We start from the raw sequence: 14,304 nt of genomic DNA on the forward strand, positions 1-14,304 counted from the left end.
GATTTACTTTTGTTTCAATTTCGCAGTGCGGAATTTAATTCCGCATCTTGACGGCAGGGTTATTTTGAAGCACGTGGCTTGTCAACGACTCCGCGCAAGAAGCAGATCAGGGATGAAGCGCACAGGTAAGAAACCAGCGACCGATCGGAACTTCGTCGTCGCGCTTTCCCGCGGGCTCGATGTATTGCGCGCATTTCAACCCAATGACGGGCTTCTCGGCAATCAGGAGATCGCGGCCCGCACCAATCTGCCCAAGCCGACCGTCTCGCGGCTGACCTATACGTTGACCAAGCTCGGTTATCTTACACCGGTTCCCCGCTTCGAAAAGTACCAGCTCGCGCCGGCCGCTTTGGCGCTCGGTTACGCCGCGCTCGCCAATCTGGGCATTCGACATCTGTCCGAACCGTTTCGCGAGGAAGTGATGCGCGCCACGGGCGGCGCGGTCGCGGTCGGCGGTCGCGACCGCCAGAGCATGATCTATTTCGGACAGAGCCGGGGCAGCGAGACGGTCGGCGTTCAACTTGACGTCGGCTCCCGCGTGCCGATTGCAACCAGTGCGATGGGTCGCGCCTATTTCTGGGCGTTGGACGAAGAGGAACGCGCTTCGCTCCTGCGCGACCTGCGTGAACATTACGGCAGCCGCTGGCCGAAATTGCGCGACGGGCTAGAGCGATCCGGCGAGACCGTCGCGAAATACGGCTTTGCGATTTCGGTCGGCGACTGGCACGACGACATCGGCGCCGCGGGCGTCGCGCTCAGGCTGAACGACGGAACCGGTCCCTACGCTTTCAATTGCGGCGCGCCCGCATTCCGCTTCACGGAAGAGCGCTTGATCACCGATGTTGGACCGCGTCTCTTGGCGATGGTAAGGAACATCGAAGCGGCGCTCGGGGGAATAGCGCCGCAATTCAAAAAAGAAGCCGGCAAGAAGCTGAAATCAGGAGGGAAAGTTGCACGTGTGGCCGAGGGGATCAGATAGCCATCGTCGTTGCAGGGGGCACTTCGTGTCGCCCTCCGGCCCGCTCCACGGTGTGGGCGAGACGAGATGACGCAGGCACAGCTCGCGCAGGGGAATTCTCCTCTGCTCGCGGTTCGCGACGTCAGCGTCGTGTTCGGCGGCATCGTCGCGCTCAACGGCGTGTCCTTTGACATGCACAAGGGCCAGATCCTCGGGCTCATCGGTCCCAACGGCGCCGGCAAGACCACGCTGTTCAATTGCCTGTCCCGGCTCTACCAGCCCTCGTCGGGCGACATCCTGATGGAAGGCGCAAGCATCCTGACGCGCCCGCCGCACCGGATCGCCGAGATCGGCATCGGCCGCACCTTCCAGAACGTGGCGCTGTTTCCCAACCTCTCGGTGATGGACAATGTGCGCATCGGCACGCATGCGCGTACCTCCAGCGACATTATCAGCGACTCGCTTCGCCTTGCGTGGATTCGCCGCAGCGAGTCGAGCGTCAACAAGAAGGTGCACGAGATCCTCGCCTATCTCGACCTCGAGGATGTCGCCCACACCATCGTCTCCGGCCTGCCCTTCGGCACGCAGAAGCGCGTCGAGCTGGCGCGCGCGCTCGCAGCCGACCCGAAGATCCTGCTGCTCGACGAGCCGGCCGGCGGTCTCAACCACGAGGAAGTCTATGTGCTGGGCGACCTCATCCGCCGCATCCGCGACGACCGCCACATGACCGTGCTGCTGGTCGAGCACCACATGGGCCTCGTGATGTCGATCGCCGACCACGTCGTGGCGCTGAATTTCGGCAAGAAGCTGGCCGAAGGTACGCCCGCCCAGGTGCAGGCGGATCCCGACGTCATCAAGGCCTATCTCGGGAGCAAGGATCAATGACGATGCTGCTCAACGTCAAGGATCTGCGCGCCTATTATGGCCAGGTGCAGGCCCTTCACGGCCTGTCCTTTTCGCTCAACGAGGGCTCGCTGACCACGCTCCTGGGCGCCAACGGCGCCGGCAAGACCACTACGCTGCGCGCGATCTGCAACATGGTGCGCTCCACCGGCGCGGTCGAGTTCGATGGCAAGCCGCTCGCCAGCCGCTCGACCGAGAACATCGTGCGCTTCGGCATAGCGCATGTGCCGCAGGGCCGCGGCACCTTCACCAACATGACGGTGGAGGAAAATCTCCAGCTCGGAGCCATCACCCGCAAGGACAATGCCGGCATTGTCTCCGACATCGAGCGGATGTATGCGCATTTCCCGGTGCTGAAGCGGCGGCATACCCAACAGGCCGGAACGCTCTCGGGTGGCGAGCAGCAGATGCTTGCGGTCGCGCGCGCGCTGATGCTGCGGCCCCGCCTGATGCTGCTGGACGAGCCGTCATTCGGTCTTGCCCCGCTCATCGTGCGCGACCTCTTCAAGATACTCGGCAAGATCAACCGCGAAGACAAGGTCACCATCCTGGTGGTCGAGCAGAACGCCCAGCTCGCGCTCGAGCTCGCCGACCAGGCCTATGTGATCGAGACCGGCCGTATCGTGATGTCAGGCAATGCCAAGGACGTCGCGAACAACGAAGAAATCCGCAAATCCTATCTGGGTTACTGAGGGAGCCGGGACGATGGAGCTGTTCACCAACCAGGTCCTGGCCGGGATTGCGACCGGTGCGATCTATGCCTGCATGGCGCTCGCGGTGGTCATGATCTACCAGGCGATCGACCATCTCAACTTCGCGCAAGGCGAGATGGCGATGTTCTCGACCTTCGTCTCCTGGCAGTTGATGCAATGGGGCGTGCCCTACTGGGTCGCGTTCGTCATCACGCTGGCATTCGCTTTCGTCGGCGGCATCGCGATCGAGCGCATCCTGTTCAAGCCGCTCGCCAAGGCTCCGATCCTGACCAACGTCGCCGGATTCATCGCGCTATTTTCGATCATCAACTCCTCGGCCGGCCTGATCTGGGACTTCACCATCAAGCAATATCCGACCCCGTTCGGCTCGGCGCCCTTCCTCGGCAGCCAGCTCATCTCCACCCATCAGGCCGGCATGATCGGCGTGACCCTGCTGCTGCTCCTCGGCCTGTTCTTTTTCTTCCGATATACGCGGATCGGACTCGCCATGCGGGCGGCAGCTTCATTGCCTGAATCGGCGCGCCTCGTCGGCATCAATACGAGCTGGATGATCGCGCTCGGCTGGGGCATGGCCTCCGCGATCGGCGCCATTGCCGGCATGCTGATCGCCCCGGTCGTATTCCTCGAGCCCAACATGATGGTCGGCGTCCTGCTCTATGGCTTCGCAGCCGCCGTGCTCGGCGGCTTGTCGAGCCCGTTCGGAGCCGTCGTCGGCGGTTTCCTGATGGGCATCTTCGAGAACCTCGTCGGCACCTACATTCCGGGCGTCGGCAATGAGCTGAAACTTCCGATCGCCCTCGCACTGATCATCTCCGTCCTGGTCGTCAAACCCGCTGGCCTGTTCGGCCGGCACATCGTCAAGCGAGTTTGATCATGAGCGCAGCAGAAGAAGTCGTTGCCGAAGGCCACGAGAGGGTTGAAGCCGTTCCGAAGCGGGCCATGACGCTGAGCACCACCACCTCGCTGGTGGTGCTCGCAGCGCTCCTGATCGTTCCGCTGTTCGCCAAGAACTTCATCATCTTCCAGTTGACGATGCTCCTGATCTACGGGCTCGCGGTGCTGGCGCTGAACATTCTCACCGGCGGGAGCGGCCAGTTCTCGCTCGGCCAGAGCGCGTTCTACGCCGTCGGCGCCTACGTCACGGCGGTGCTGATGGAGCAGTTCAACGTCAACTATGCGCTCACGCTGCCGGTCGCAGGCGTAGTCTGCTTCGGCTTCGGCTTCCTGTTCGGCCAGCCGGCGCTGCGCCTCTCCGGCGTCTATCTGGCGCTCGCGACGTTTGCGCTCGCCACCGCCATGCCGCAGCTTCTGAAGCTGAACTTCCTCGAGCACTGGACCGGCGGCGTGCAGGGCCTCGTCGTCACCAAGCCGGACGCGCCGTTCGGGCTGAAGATGTCACAGGACATGTGGCTCTATTACTTCACGCTCGCCGTCACGCTCGCGATCTACATCTTCTCGGTGAACCTCCTGCGCTCCCGCTCCGGCCGCGCCTTCATGGCGATCCGCGACAACGAGATCGCTGCCTCGTCCATGGGCGTCAACGTCGCACTGTACAAGACGCTGGCCTTCGGCGTATCCGCAGCCATCACCGGCGTTGCCGGCGGCCTCAGCGCCATTGCGGTACAGTTCGTCGCGCCCGACAGCTACAACATCACGCTCGCGATCTCGCTGTTCCTCGGCATGGTCGTCGGCGGTGTCGGCTGGCTGCCCGGCTCGTTCGTCGGCGCTGCCTTCATCATTTTCGTGCCGAACATAGCGGAGAGCATCTCGAAAGGCCTCTCCGGCGCGGTGTTCGGCGTCCTCCTGTTCCTCGTCATCTTCCTGGTGCCGCACGGCGCAAGGCAGGTTGCTATCGTCGGCCAACAGCTGATCGGCAAACTCAAGAAGAACTGAAACGCCAAATAAGGAGACTGAATTGCTGTTTGGAAGAATACTGGGAACCGCCGCGCTTGCAACGGCGGTCGTGACGATCACCTCCGGCGCAGCACTCGCCCAAAAGAAATACGATCCCGGCGCGACCGACACCGAGATCAAGATCGGCAACATCATGCCGTATAGTGGTCCGGCCTCCGCCTACGGCGTCATCGGCAAGACCGAAGAAGCCTATTTCAAAATGATCAATGACAAGGGCGGCATCAACGGCCGCAAGATCAACTTCATCAGCTATGACGACGCTTACTCGCCGCCGAAGGCGGTCGAGCAGGTCCGCAAGCTCGTCGAAAGCGACGAAGCGCTCGTGGTTTTCAATCCGCTCGGCACGCCCTCCAACACCGCGATCCAGAAATATCTCAACGCCAAGAAGATCCCGCAGTTGTTCGTCGCGACCGGCGCCACCAAGTGGAACGATCCGAAGAACTTCCCCTGGACCATGGGCTGGCAGCCCTCCTACCAGAGCGAAGCGCAGATCTACGCGAAGTGGCTGATGAAGGAGAAACCCGACGCCAAGGTCGCGGTGCTCTATCAGAACGACGATTTCGGCAAGGATTATCTCAAGGGCACCAAGGACGGGTTCGGCGCCAAGGCCTCCAACATCATCATGGAAGAGAGCTATGAGGTGTCCGAGCCGGCGATCGACTCCCATATCGTGAAGATCAAGGCCGCCAATCCCGACGTGCTCTTGATCTACGCGACACCCAAATTCGGCGCCCAGACCATCAAGAAGGTCGCCGAACTGTCCTGGAAACCGCTGCAGATCATCACCAACGTGTCGAGCTCGGTCGGCGGCGTGATAAAGCCCGCCGGCTTGGAAAACTCGCAAGGCATCCTGTCTGCCACTTACGGCAAGGACAGCGGCGACCCGCAGTGGAACGATGACCCCGGCATGAGGAAGTGGTCGGAGTTCGTCGACAAGTACATGCCCGGCACCGACAAGAACGACAGCTTCGTGGTCTACGGCTATGGCGTGGCGCAGACGCTCGTAAAAGTGCTGGAAATGTGCGGCGATGATCTGACCCGCGCGAACGTCATGAAGCAGGCGGCGAGTCTCAAGGACTTCGTGCCCGATACGCTGCTGCCCGGCATAAAGATCAACACCAGCGCGACCGACTTCGCCCCCATCAGCCAGCTCCAGATGCAACGCTTCAAGGGCGACAAATGGGAACTCTTCGGCGAAGTCATCAACGGCGACGTCGCTCCCGAATGATGGGCTGACGCAGCAGCTTGAGTCCCAAGCCCCCGCGGAAGTTCGCGGGGGCTTCTTGTTGACGGCAGTCGCCAATCTTGTTCAATGCAGCGCCGATCCAAAGGGGGTGGGAGAAAATGACTGCCGTCCGTACTCAGTTCGCGGCCCTCTCTGCCGCATTCGTCTTGTGCGCTGCAACGAACGGCACGGCCCTGGCGCAAAAGAAATATGACACCGGCGCCTCCGACACCGAGATCAGGATCGGCAACATCATGCCCTACAGCGGTCCGGCGTCGGCCTATGGTACAGTCGGCAAAACCGAATCTGCCTACTTCAACAAGATCAATGCGGAAGGGGGCATCAACGGCCGCAAGATCAAGTTCATCTCTTACGACGATGCCTACTCGCCGCCGAAAACCGTGGAGCAGGCGCGCAAGCTCGTCGAGGGTGACGACGTTCTCCTGATATTTGGATCGCTCGGCACGTCCACCAACGGAGCGATCCGCAAATACATGAACGAGAAGAAGGTGCCGCAATTGTTCGTGGCGAGCGGCGCCTCGAAATGGAACGATCCGAAGAACTATCCCTGGACCATGGGCTGGTTGCCGAGCTACGCCAGCGAAGCGCGCATCTATGCCAAATACATCATCAAGGAGAAGCCGGAAGCCAAGATCGCCGTGCTCTATCAGAACGACGACTTCGGCAAGGATTATCTGAAGGGACTGAAGGACGGCCTCGGGCCCAAGGCCTCGATGATCGTGCTGGAGGAGGCTTACGACACCTCGGAGCCGGCAATCGACGAGCACGTCGTGAAGCTGAAGGCCTCGGGCGCAGACGTCTTCATCAGCATCACCACGCCGAAATTCGCCGCGCAGGCCATCAAGAAGACGGCCGAGATCAACTGGCATCCGCTGCAAATCATATCCAACATTTCGAGTTCGGTCGGGGCGGTGATCGAACCGGCAGGTTTCGAAATCTCGCAAGGCATCGTATCGGCGACTTACGTCAAGGATGGCTCCGACCCTCAATGGAATGCCGATGACGGCATGAAGAAGTTCTATGATTTCCTTGCGCAATACGATCCGAAGGCGAACAGGCTCGACGCCGCCGTCGCATTCGGCTACGGCGCCGCGCAGACGCTCGTGAAGGTCCTTCAGATGTGCGGCGACGATCTCACGCGTGAGAACGTCATGAGGCAGGCGGCGAGCTTGAAGGAGTTCGCGCCGGACACGCTGCTCCCCGGCATCACAATCAATACCGCGCCGGACAATTTCGCGCCGATCTCACAGCTCCAGATGATGCGCTTCAAGGGAAAGTCGTGGGAGCTGTTCGGCGACGTCATCTCCAGCGAGCTCAGCCATTAGGCTTTCCGGAGAAAGCGCAACCAAAAATCGCTGGTGCGACGCACCTCAACCGCAGCAGCAGGCTCATGCAATAGCCGATGACTACTAAAGGAGCAGCCCCGGTGACCTCGTCACCGGGGCTTTTTCTTGAAGGCGTCGGCCAAATCGTATTGAATTGTAGGGCGTCGCAAAGAAAAACGACGCCAAGAAAAAGAAAAGGACGCACACACACCAAGAAAAATCAGGGAGACTGGAATGCCCGCTGTCACTGGCAAACTTGCTGCCGCGTCAGTCGCGCTTGCACTGTTCGCGGTCTCGACCTCCACTGCATCAGCCCAGAAGAAATACGATACCGGCGCGACCGACACCGAGATCAAGATCGGCAACATCATGCCCTATAGCGGACCGGCGTCCGCCTACGGCATCATCGGCCGCACCGAGGCCGCCTATTTCAAGAAGATCAATGACGAAGGCGGCATCAACGGCCGCAAGATCAACTTCATCTCCTATGACGACGCCTATTCGCCACCGAAGACGGTGGAACAGGCACGCAAGCTCGTCGAGAGCGACGAAGTTCTCCTCATCTTCAACTCGCTCGGTACGCCGCCGAACTCGGCGATCCAGAAATACATGAACTCCAAGAAGGTGCCGCAGCTCTTCGTCGCCACCGGCGCCACCAAGTGGAACGATCCGAAAGACTTTCCCTGGACCATGGGCTGGCAGCCCAACTACCAGAGCGAGACGCAGATCTATGCGAAGTGGCTGCTCCAGAACAAGCCGGACGCCAAGATCGCCGTGCTGTTCCAGAACGACGATTACGGCAAGGATTATCTCAAGGGCTTGAAGGATGGCCTGGGATCCAAGGCGGCGTCCATGATCGTCGCCGAAGAGAGCTATGAGACCTCCGAGCCGACGATCGACAGTCACATCGTCAAGCTCAAGGCGTCGGGCGCGGATGTCTTCGTCAACATCACGACGCCGAAATTTGCGGCCCAGGCGATCAAGAAGAACGCCGAGATCGGCTGGAAGCCGCTGCACTTCCTCAACAACGTCTCCTCGAGCGTCGGCAGCGTGCTGAAGCCGGCGGGCTTCGAGAACGCGCAGGACATCATCTCCGCCGCGTACCTAAAGGACGTTACCGATCCGACCTGGAAAGACGACTCGGGAATGAAGGAGTTCTTGACCTTCATGGACAAGAACTTCCCGGAAGGCGACAAGCTGGACAGCTTTACGATGACCGGCTTCGGCGTCGCGCAGACCCTCGTGCAGGTGCTGAAGCAGTGCGGCGACAACCTGACGCGCGAGAACGTCATGAAGCAGGCCGCGAACCTGAACGACTTCCGCACCGAGGTGCTGCTGCCCGGCATCAAGATCAACACCTCGCCCACGGATTTTGCTCCTATCAGCTCGCTCCAGCTCGAACGTTTCAAGGGCGAGAAATGGGAGCTGTTCGGCGACGTGATCACCGCCGACGTCGGCGGCTAACCGTCCGGCAGGTCCGGGATAGGGGAACGCCCCTCGCGAGAGCCTCGCGGGGGGCTTTTGATTGCCTTCCGATTATCATCACGCGATTGCATAATCGAATGTTGATCGAGCCTGCTTACACTTTGCACGGCGATGCGCTAGGCAAGTATGCGGCGAACTCCGGCGAGATCGCCGGCAACCGCCTCTCCTTGACGAAAGCATCGCCATGACCGACCGACGCCCCCTGCTCCGCGCACTGTACGACGCTGCCGTCGCCGCCGCCCATCCCGACGTGGTGCTCGCGCCGCATCTGCGCCCCGCGCCCAAGGGCCGCGTGATCTGCCTCGCCGCCGGCAAGGGCGCGGGCGCCATGGCCGCGGCCGCCGAGCGGCACTATCTCGATACGCTCAAGCTCGACCCGGAGCGGCTGGTCGGTATCGCCACCACCCGCCATGGCCACGGCGTGCCGACGCGGCGCATCAGGGTGGTCGAGGCCGGCCATCCCGTGCCTGACGAGGCAGGCCTCAAGGCCGCTGCCGACACGCTGGTGCTCGCAGGCGAGGCCGCCCCTGATGATCTGCTGCTGGTGCTGCTCACCGGTGGCGGCTCGGCGAACTGGATCGCGCCGGTCGATGGCCTCAGCTTCGCGCAGAAGCAGGCGGTCAACCGCGCGCTGCTGCGCTCGGGCGCACCGATCGGCGAGATGAACATCGTGCGCAAGCATCTGTCGCGGATCAAGGGCGGGCGGCTCGCGCGCGCCGGGAAGAACGCCGCAGAGATCGTCACGCTCGCGATCTCCGACGTGCCGCATGACGAGCCCTCCGCGATCGCTTCCGGTCCCACGGTGCCCGATCCAACCACGCTCGCGGACGCTCGCGCGATCGTCGCGAAATACAAGCTCGAGCTCGACGACGCCGTGCGGCGCGCGCTCGATGATGCCGGCAACGAGAGCTGCAAGCCGGGCGATGCCGCCTTCGCGCGCGCGCAGTTCGAACTGATCGCACGTCCCAAGCAGTCGCTCGACGCCGCGGTCAAGCTCGCGAAGGACGCGGGCTACGAGGTGATCGATCTCGGCGCCGATCTCGAAGGCGAGGCGCGCGAGGTCGCCGCCGATCACGCGAAGCTGGCCTTGAAAGCGCGCGCCGCCGGCAAGCGCACCGCGATCCTCTCCGGCGGAGAGCTCACGGTGACCGTGCGCGGCAATGGCCGCGGCGGCCCCAACCAGGAATACGCGCTGGCGCTCGCCGGCCTTCTGAAGGACACCCCCGACATCGCCGCGCTCGCCGGCGACACTGACGGTGCCGACGGCGGCGCCGGCAAGCCCACCGACCCCGCCGGCGCGCTGATCGACGCGGCGACGTTTGCGAAGATGAAGACGCTGGGACTGGAGCCGCAGGCCTATCTCGACAACAACGACGCGACGGCGTTCTTTGCCGCGACGGGCGACCTGCTGCTGCCGGGGCCGACGCTGACCAACGTGAACGACCTCAGGGTGATCTTGGTGGATTGAGGCAGGGTTCTCCCCGTCATTGCGAGCGAAGCCAAGCATTCCAGACTGCGTCCGCGGACACAGTCTGGATTGCTTCGTCGCTTCAGCGCAAAATTGCTTCGCAATTTGTCGCGAGCTCCTCGCAATGACGAGATGTGTGGGCGCAGCTCACTACCTCCCGCTGACATGCTCCAGGAGCGCGAGCAGGCCCTTCAACAGATCCGTCGGCGTCGGCGGGCAGCCCTTGATGTGCAGATCCACCGGAACGACCTCGGACACCCTACCGACACAGGCGTAGCTGCCTTTGAAGATGCCGCCATCGGCGGCGCAGCCGCCCACCGCAACGACCCATTTCGGATCGGGCGTGGCGTTGTAGCTGCGCTCCAGCGCCTGCCTCATGTTCTTGGTCACGGGGCCGGTGACGAGCAGGACGTCGGCATGACGCGGTGAGGCGACGAAGCGCAAGCCGAAACGTTCGATGTCGTAGAAGGCGTTGGAGAGCGCGTGGATCTCGAGCTCGCAGCCGTTGCAGGAGCCGGCATCGACCTGGCGGATCGCGAGCGAGCGGCCGAGTCTTGCCTGCGCGGCGCGGTCGACCTTCGCCGCGAGCTCGGCCAGCGCCGTCGCGTCGGGCGTCGGGGCGGGCTCGGTCAGAGAGCCGTGAGTGAGACTTTCAAGCAAAGTCTTGCGCATGGCTCAGAGATCCACGCCCGAATAGGAGCAGTTGAAGGACTTATTGCAGAGCGGGAAGTCGGCGATGATGTTGCCCTCGATCGCGGTCTCCAACAGCGGCCACTGGAACCAGGACGCATCGCGCAGGTGGCAGCGCTGCACACGACCGTCACCGTCCAGGCGCAGCCAGATCAGCACGTCGCCACGGAACGCCTCGGTCAGCGCGAAGCCTTCGCATTCACCGCGACCACCCGGCAGCGCGCTCATGATCTCGCCCGGCGCCATCAGGTCGAGAAGCTGCACAATGAGCGCGACGCTCTGCTCGACTTCGCGGATGCGGATCCAGACCCGCGCATTGACGTCGCCAGCATCCAGCACCGGCACTTCGAACGACAAGCGATCATAGGGCGCGTAGCCGAGCGCGCGCCGCGCGTCGAAATTGCGTCCCGAAGCACGGCCGACATAGCCGCCGGCGCCGAACTGCCGCGCATAGTCGGTCTTCACGATGCCCGTGGTGACGGTACGGTCCTGAAGCGAGGCCGTGTTGTCATAGAGCTCGATCAGACGCGGAAACACCTTGTTGATTTCGGCGACCAGCGTGCGCAGTGCCGCAACGCCATCCGGCGTGGTGTCACGCGTCACACCGCCGGGCACGATGACGTCCATCATCAGTCGATGGCCGAAAGCGATGTCGGCGGCGCGCAGGCAGCGCTCGCGCAAAATGCCGGTCTGCGCATGCATCAACGCGAACGAAGCATCGTTGCAGATCGCGCCGATGTCGCCGAAATGATTGGCAAGCCGCTCCAGCTCCGCCATCAGCGCCCGCAGATATGTCGCGCGCAGAGGCGCCTCGATGTCGAGCGCGGCCTCCACGGCGCGCGCAAAGGCGAACGCGTAGGCCACCGCGCTATCGCCCGAAGTGCGGTTGGCGAGCTTTGCGGCGACCTCGAGGCTCGCGCCCTGCATCAGCGCTTCGATGCCCTTATGGGTATAGCCCAGCCATTGCTCCAGCCGCACCACATGCTCGCCATTGGCCGTAAAGCGGAAATGGCCGGGCTCGATGATACCGGCATGGACGGGTCCCACCGCAACCTGATGCAGCGCCTCGCCCTCGGCCGGCAGGAATTGATAAGGGACGACCTCGCGCGGCGGCATGTTGCGGCTTCCAAGCGGGAACGATCTGCCCCAGACGTGGTGATCGAGCCATGGCCGCACATCGTTCGCGCCCGTTGGCGTTAGCCCGAACAGGTCGTGGATGGCACGCTCCAGCCGCAGCGCGGGTGGATGTTGGCAGGCGACGCTTGGAAAGCTCCCCGCTGCGCATTCAAAGGTGACGACTGCGATCTCCGCCGCGGCTTCATCGAGCAGCGCCATGTGCACCGCGGCCGGCTCACCCCAGAAGCCGAGCAGCGTCAGGCGTCCGGCGGCCAGCCGATCGATCGCCGCCTGCCAGCCCGCCTCCACCACGACGACGCGTGGCCAGGGCCGGTGCGACGGCATGGCGTGAACATGAGGGATGTGGTCGAGGATGCCCATTGCCTATCCCAGGAGCTTTGCGACATTCGTAAAACCGGTCACCAGGACCGGCGGGAGATAGACGCCGGCCACCGCGACCAGCGCAAGATGCGTGAACATCGGCACATAGGAAGCCTCCGCCGGCGCGGTCTTGCCCTTGGGCTCGCCGAACATCACGACGCCGACCCGCAGCAACAGCCCGCCGAGCGCGACGATGATCCCCAGCACCAGGATCGCGGTTACCCATGGCGCGCGGGAGAAAGTCGAGCTGATGACCAGGAACTCGCTCATGAAGATGCCGAGCGGAGGCAGGCCGATGATGGCGATGACGCCGAGCATCAGGCCCCAGCCGAGCACCGGGTTGGTCACCGTGAGGCCGCCGATGTCGGCGATCTTCTGCGTGCCCTTGACCTGCGCGATATGACCGACCGCGAAGAAGATCGCCGACTTGGTCAGCGAGTGCATGGTCATGTGCAGAAGGCCGGCGAAATTCGCGAGCGGGCCGCCCATGCCGAAAGCGAAGACGATGATGCCCATGTGCTCGATCGAGGAATAGGCGAACATGCGCTTGATGTCGCGGCGGCGATACAGCATCAGCGCCGCGAAGATCACGGAGATCAGGCCCATCGTCACCATCAGCGGTCCCGGCGCAATCGCCGCTGAATTGACCGCGAGCATCATCTTGAAGCGCAACAGCGCATAGAGCGCGACATTGAGCAGAAGACCCGACAGCACCGCGGAGATCGGCGTCGGGCCCTCGGCGTGCGCATCGGGCAGCCATGCATGCAGCGGCGCGAGGCCGACCTTGGTGCCGTAGCCGAGCAGCAGGAAGACGAAGGCGACGTTGAGCAGCGCGGGGTCGAACGCTGCGGCGTGCTGCACCAGCACGGTCCAGACCATGCCGTCGAGCCCCTCACCTACCGCCGGGCGCGCCGCCATGTAGACCAGGATGGTGCCGAACAGCGCCAGCGCGATTCCGACGCTGCCAAGGATGAAATATTTCCAGGCAGCTTCGAGCGCCTCGTGGGTCCGGTAGATGCCGACCATCAGCACGGTCGTCAGCGTCGCCACCTCGATCGCAACCCATATCAGGCCGATATTGTTGGCGGCGAGTGCAAGGTTCATCGCGAACATCAGCGTCTGGTACATCGCATGATAGAAGCGCAGAAAGGCCGGCGTCAGCCGTCCGCTCTCGAGCTCATGATGGATGTAGCTCGCGCTGAATACGGATGTCGTGAAGCCGACGAAGGTTGTCAGCACGATAAAGACCTTGTTGAGGTCGTCGAGCAGCAGATATGGCCCTGACGTCGGCTCGATCACGAACAGTGAGAGCGAGATGAGAAACGTTGCAAGCGAGGCGACGACATTGAGCTTTGCCGTCAAGAGGTAGCCGGGCAGGATCGCAAGCAGCGCAGCCGCCAACGCCGGGATCAGCAGGATCGCACCGAGCGCGTCGATCGTCATCGTCGCTCTCCCCTAAAGCGGTCGAGCGCCTGCACGTCCACGCTGTCGAAGCGCTCGCGGATGCGGAAAAGGAAAATGCCGATCACGATGAAGGCGATCAGCACCGAGAAGGCGACGCTGATCTCGACCACCAGCGGCATGCCCTTGGCCCCCGTCGCTGCCAGCACGAGGCCGTTCTCCAGCGACATGAACCCGACCACCTGGCTCACGGCATTGCGCCGCGTCACCATGATCAAGAGACCGAGCAGCACCACCGAAAGCGCGAAGGCGAGATCCTCCCGCGCCAGCGCATCCGCGCCCGGCGTCACCCGCAACATCACCACCATCGACAGCGCGACGAGGCCGATACCGGCCATCATGGTCAGCCCGATGCCGATCACGTTCTCGATCTCCCGGTGGATGCCGAGCCGCCGGATGATCCGGTGCAGCGCCACCGGGATGATGATGGCCTTGAAGACCAGCGCAATCAGCGCGGTGACATAGAGATGCGGCGCCGCCTGCACATAGGCCTGCCAGGCCACCGACAGCGCCAGCACGCCGGCGTGCAGCGCATAGACGTTGAGCAGCGCGTAGAGCCGGTCCTGATAGAGCAGCATGAAGCTCGCCAGCACGAGCGAGCCGGCGAGCAGGTGGGCGATATCGAATTGCAGGCTGCTCATGTC

Annotated in this window: 13 protein-coding genes; 9 read left to right on the top strand and 4 right to left on the bottom strand. The window is 62.9% G+C overall.

Annotated elements, in window-relative coordinates; translation table 11 throughout:
* The first annotated feature begins 112 nt into the window (after nt 1-112).
* From ACV1FX_RS32435 to ACV1FX_RS32475, 9 genes are all read left to right on the top strand, one after another.
* Nucleotides 113-979, top strand: a complete 867-nt coding sequence (locus ACV1FX_RS32435) for an IclR family transcriptional regulator (RefSeq protein ID WP_473121609.1) — start codon at nt 113-115, stop codon at nt 977-979.
* Between the two features lie 66 nt (nt 980-1,045).
* Complete coding sequence (locus tag ACV1FX_RS32440; protein WP_473121610.1) at nt 1,046-1,843, top strand: ABC transporter ATP-binding protein; 798 nt, start codon at nt 1,046-1,048, stop codon at nt 1,841-1,843.
* Nucleotides 1,840-2,553 (top strand): ABC transporter ATP-binding protein, encoded by a 714-nt coding sequence (locus ACV1FX_RS32445; RefSeq protein ID WP_473121611.1) that lies wholly within the window; start codon nt 1,840-1,842, stop codon nt 2,551-2,553. The genes ACV1FX_RS32440 and ACV1FX_RS32445 overlap by 4 nt, the downstream gene beginning before the upstream one ends.
* Nucleotides 2,554-2,566: 13 nt before the next feature.
* Complete coding sequence (locus ACV1FX_RS32450) at nt 2,567-3,445, top strand: branched-chain amino acid ABC transporter permease (protein ID WP_473121612.1); 879 nt, start codon at nt 2,567-2,569, stop codon at nt 3,443-3,445.
* Between the two features lie 2 nt (nt 3,446-3,447).
* Nucleotides 3,448-4,467, top strand: a complete 1,020-nt coding sequence (locus ACV1FX_RS32455) for a branched-chain amino acid ABC transporter permease (protein WP_473121613.1) — start codon at nt 3,448-3,450, stop codon at nt 4,465-4,467.
* Between the two features lie 22 nt (nt 4,468-4,489).
* Nucleotides 4,490-5,716 carry an ABC transporter substrate-binding protein gene (locus tag ACV1FX_RS32460; protein ID WP_473121614.1) on the top strand — a complete coding sequence of 409 codons (1,227 nt, stop codon included), beginning with the start codon at nt 4,490-4,492 and terminating at the stop codon, nt 5,714-5,716.
* Between the two features lie 116 nt (nt 5,717-5,832).
* Nucleotides 5,833-7,059 carry an ABC transporter substrate-binding protein gene (locus tag ACV1FX_RS32465; RefSeq protein ID WP_473121615.1) on the top strand — a complete coding sequence of 409 codons (1,227 nt, stop codon included), beginning with the start codon at nt 5,833-5,835 and terminating at the stop codon, nt 7,057-7,059.
* 234 nt (nt 7,060-7,293) lie between these two features.
* A complete protein-coding gene (locus ACV1FX_RS32470; protein ID WP_473121616.1) occupies nt 7,294-8,523 on the top strand; it encodes an ABC transporter substrate-binding protein in 1,230 nt (409 codons plus the stop codon).
* A gap of 205 nt (nt 8,524-8,728) precedes the next feature.
* Nucleotides 8,729-10,012 carry a glycerate kinase type-2 family protein gene (locus ACV1FX_RS32475; RefSeq protein ID WP_473121617.1) on the top strand — a complete coding sequence of 428 codons (1,284 nt, stop codon included), beginning with the start codon at nt 8,729-8,731 and terminating at the stop codon, nt 10,010-10,012.
* 150 nt (nt 10,013-10,162) lie between these two features.
* Here the strand turns inward: ACV1FX_RS32475 and ACV1FX_RS32480 are convergent, their stop codons facing one another.
* Genes ACV1FX_RS32480 through ACV1FX_RS32495 form a run of 4 tightly spaced genes read right to left on the bottom strand, consistent with a single transcriptional unit; the run spans nt 10,163 to nt 14,301 of the window.
* Nucleotides 10,163-10,684 (bottom strand): NADH-quinone oxidoreductase subunit B family protein, encoded by a 522-nt coding sequence (locus tag ACV1FX_RS32480; protein ID WP_473121618.1) that lies wholly within the window; start codon nt 10,682-10,684, stop codon nt 10,163-10,165.
* 3 nt (nt 10,685-10,687) lie between these two features.
* On the bottom strand, nt 10,688-12,199 hold the full coding sequence (locus tag ACV1FX_RS32485) for a hydrogenase large subunit (RefSeq protein WP_473121619.1): 1,512 nt from the start codon (nt 12,197-12,199) through the stop codon (nt 10,688-10,690).
* Between the two features lie 3 nt (nt 12,200-12,202).
* Nucleotides 12,203-13,642 carry a hydrogenase 4 subunit F gene (locus ACV1FX_RS32490; protein WP_473121620.1) on the bottom strand — a complete coding sequence of 480 codons (1,440 nt, stop codon included), beginning with the start codon at nt 13,640-13,642 and terminating at the stop codon, nt 12,203-12,205.
* Nucleotides 13,639-14,301, bottom strand: coding sequence for a hydrogenase-4 component E (locus tag ACV1FX_RS32495; protein ID WP_027521310.1), 663 nt, complete (start codon nt 14,299-14,301; stop codon nt 13,639-13,641). Before ACV1FX_RS32495 ends, ACV1FX_RS32490 begins: the two co-directional genes overlap by 4 nt.
* Nucleotides 14,302-14,304 lie beyond the last annotated feature (3 nt).

Source organism: Bradyrhizobium ingae, from assembly GCF_055791185.1.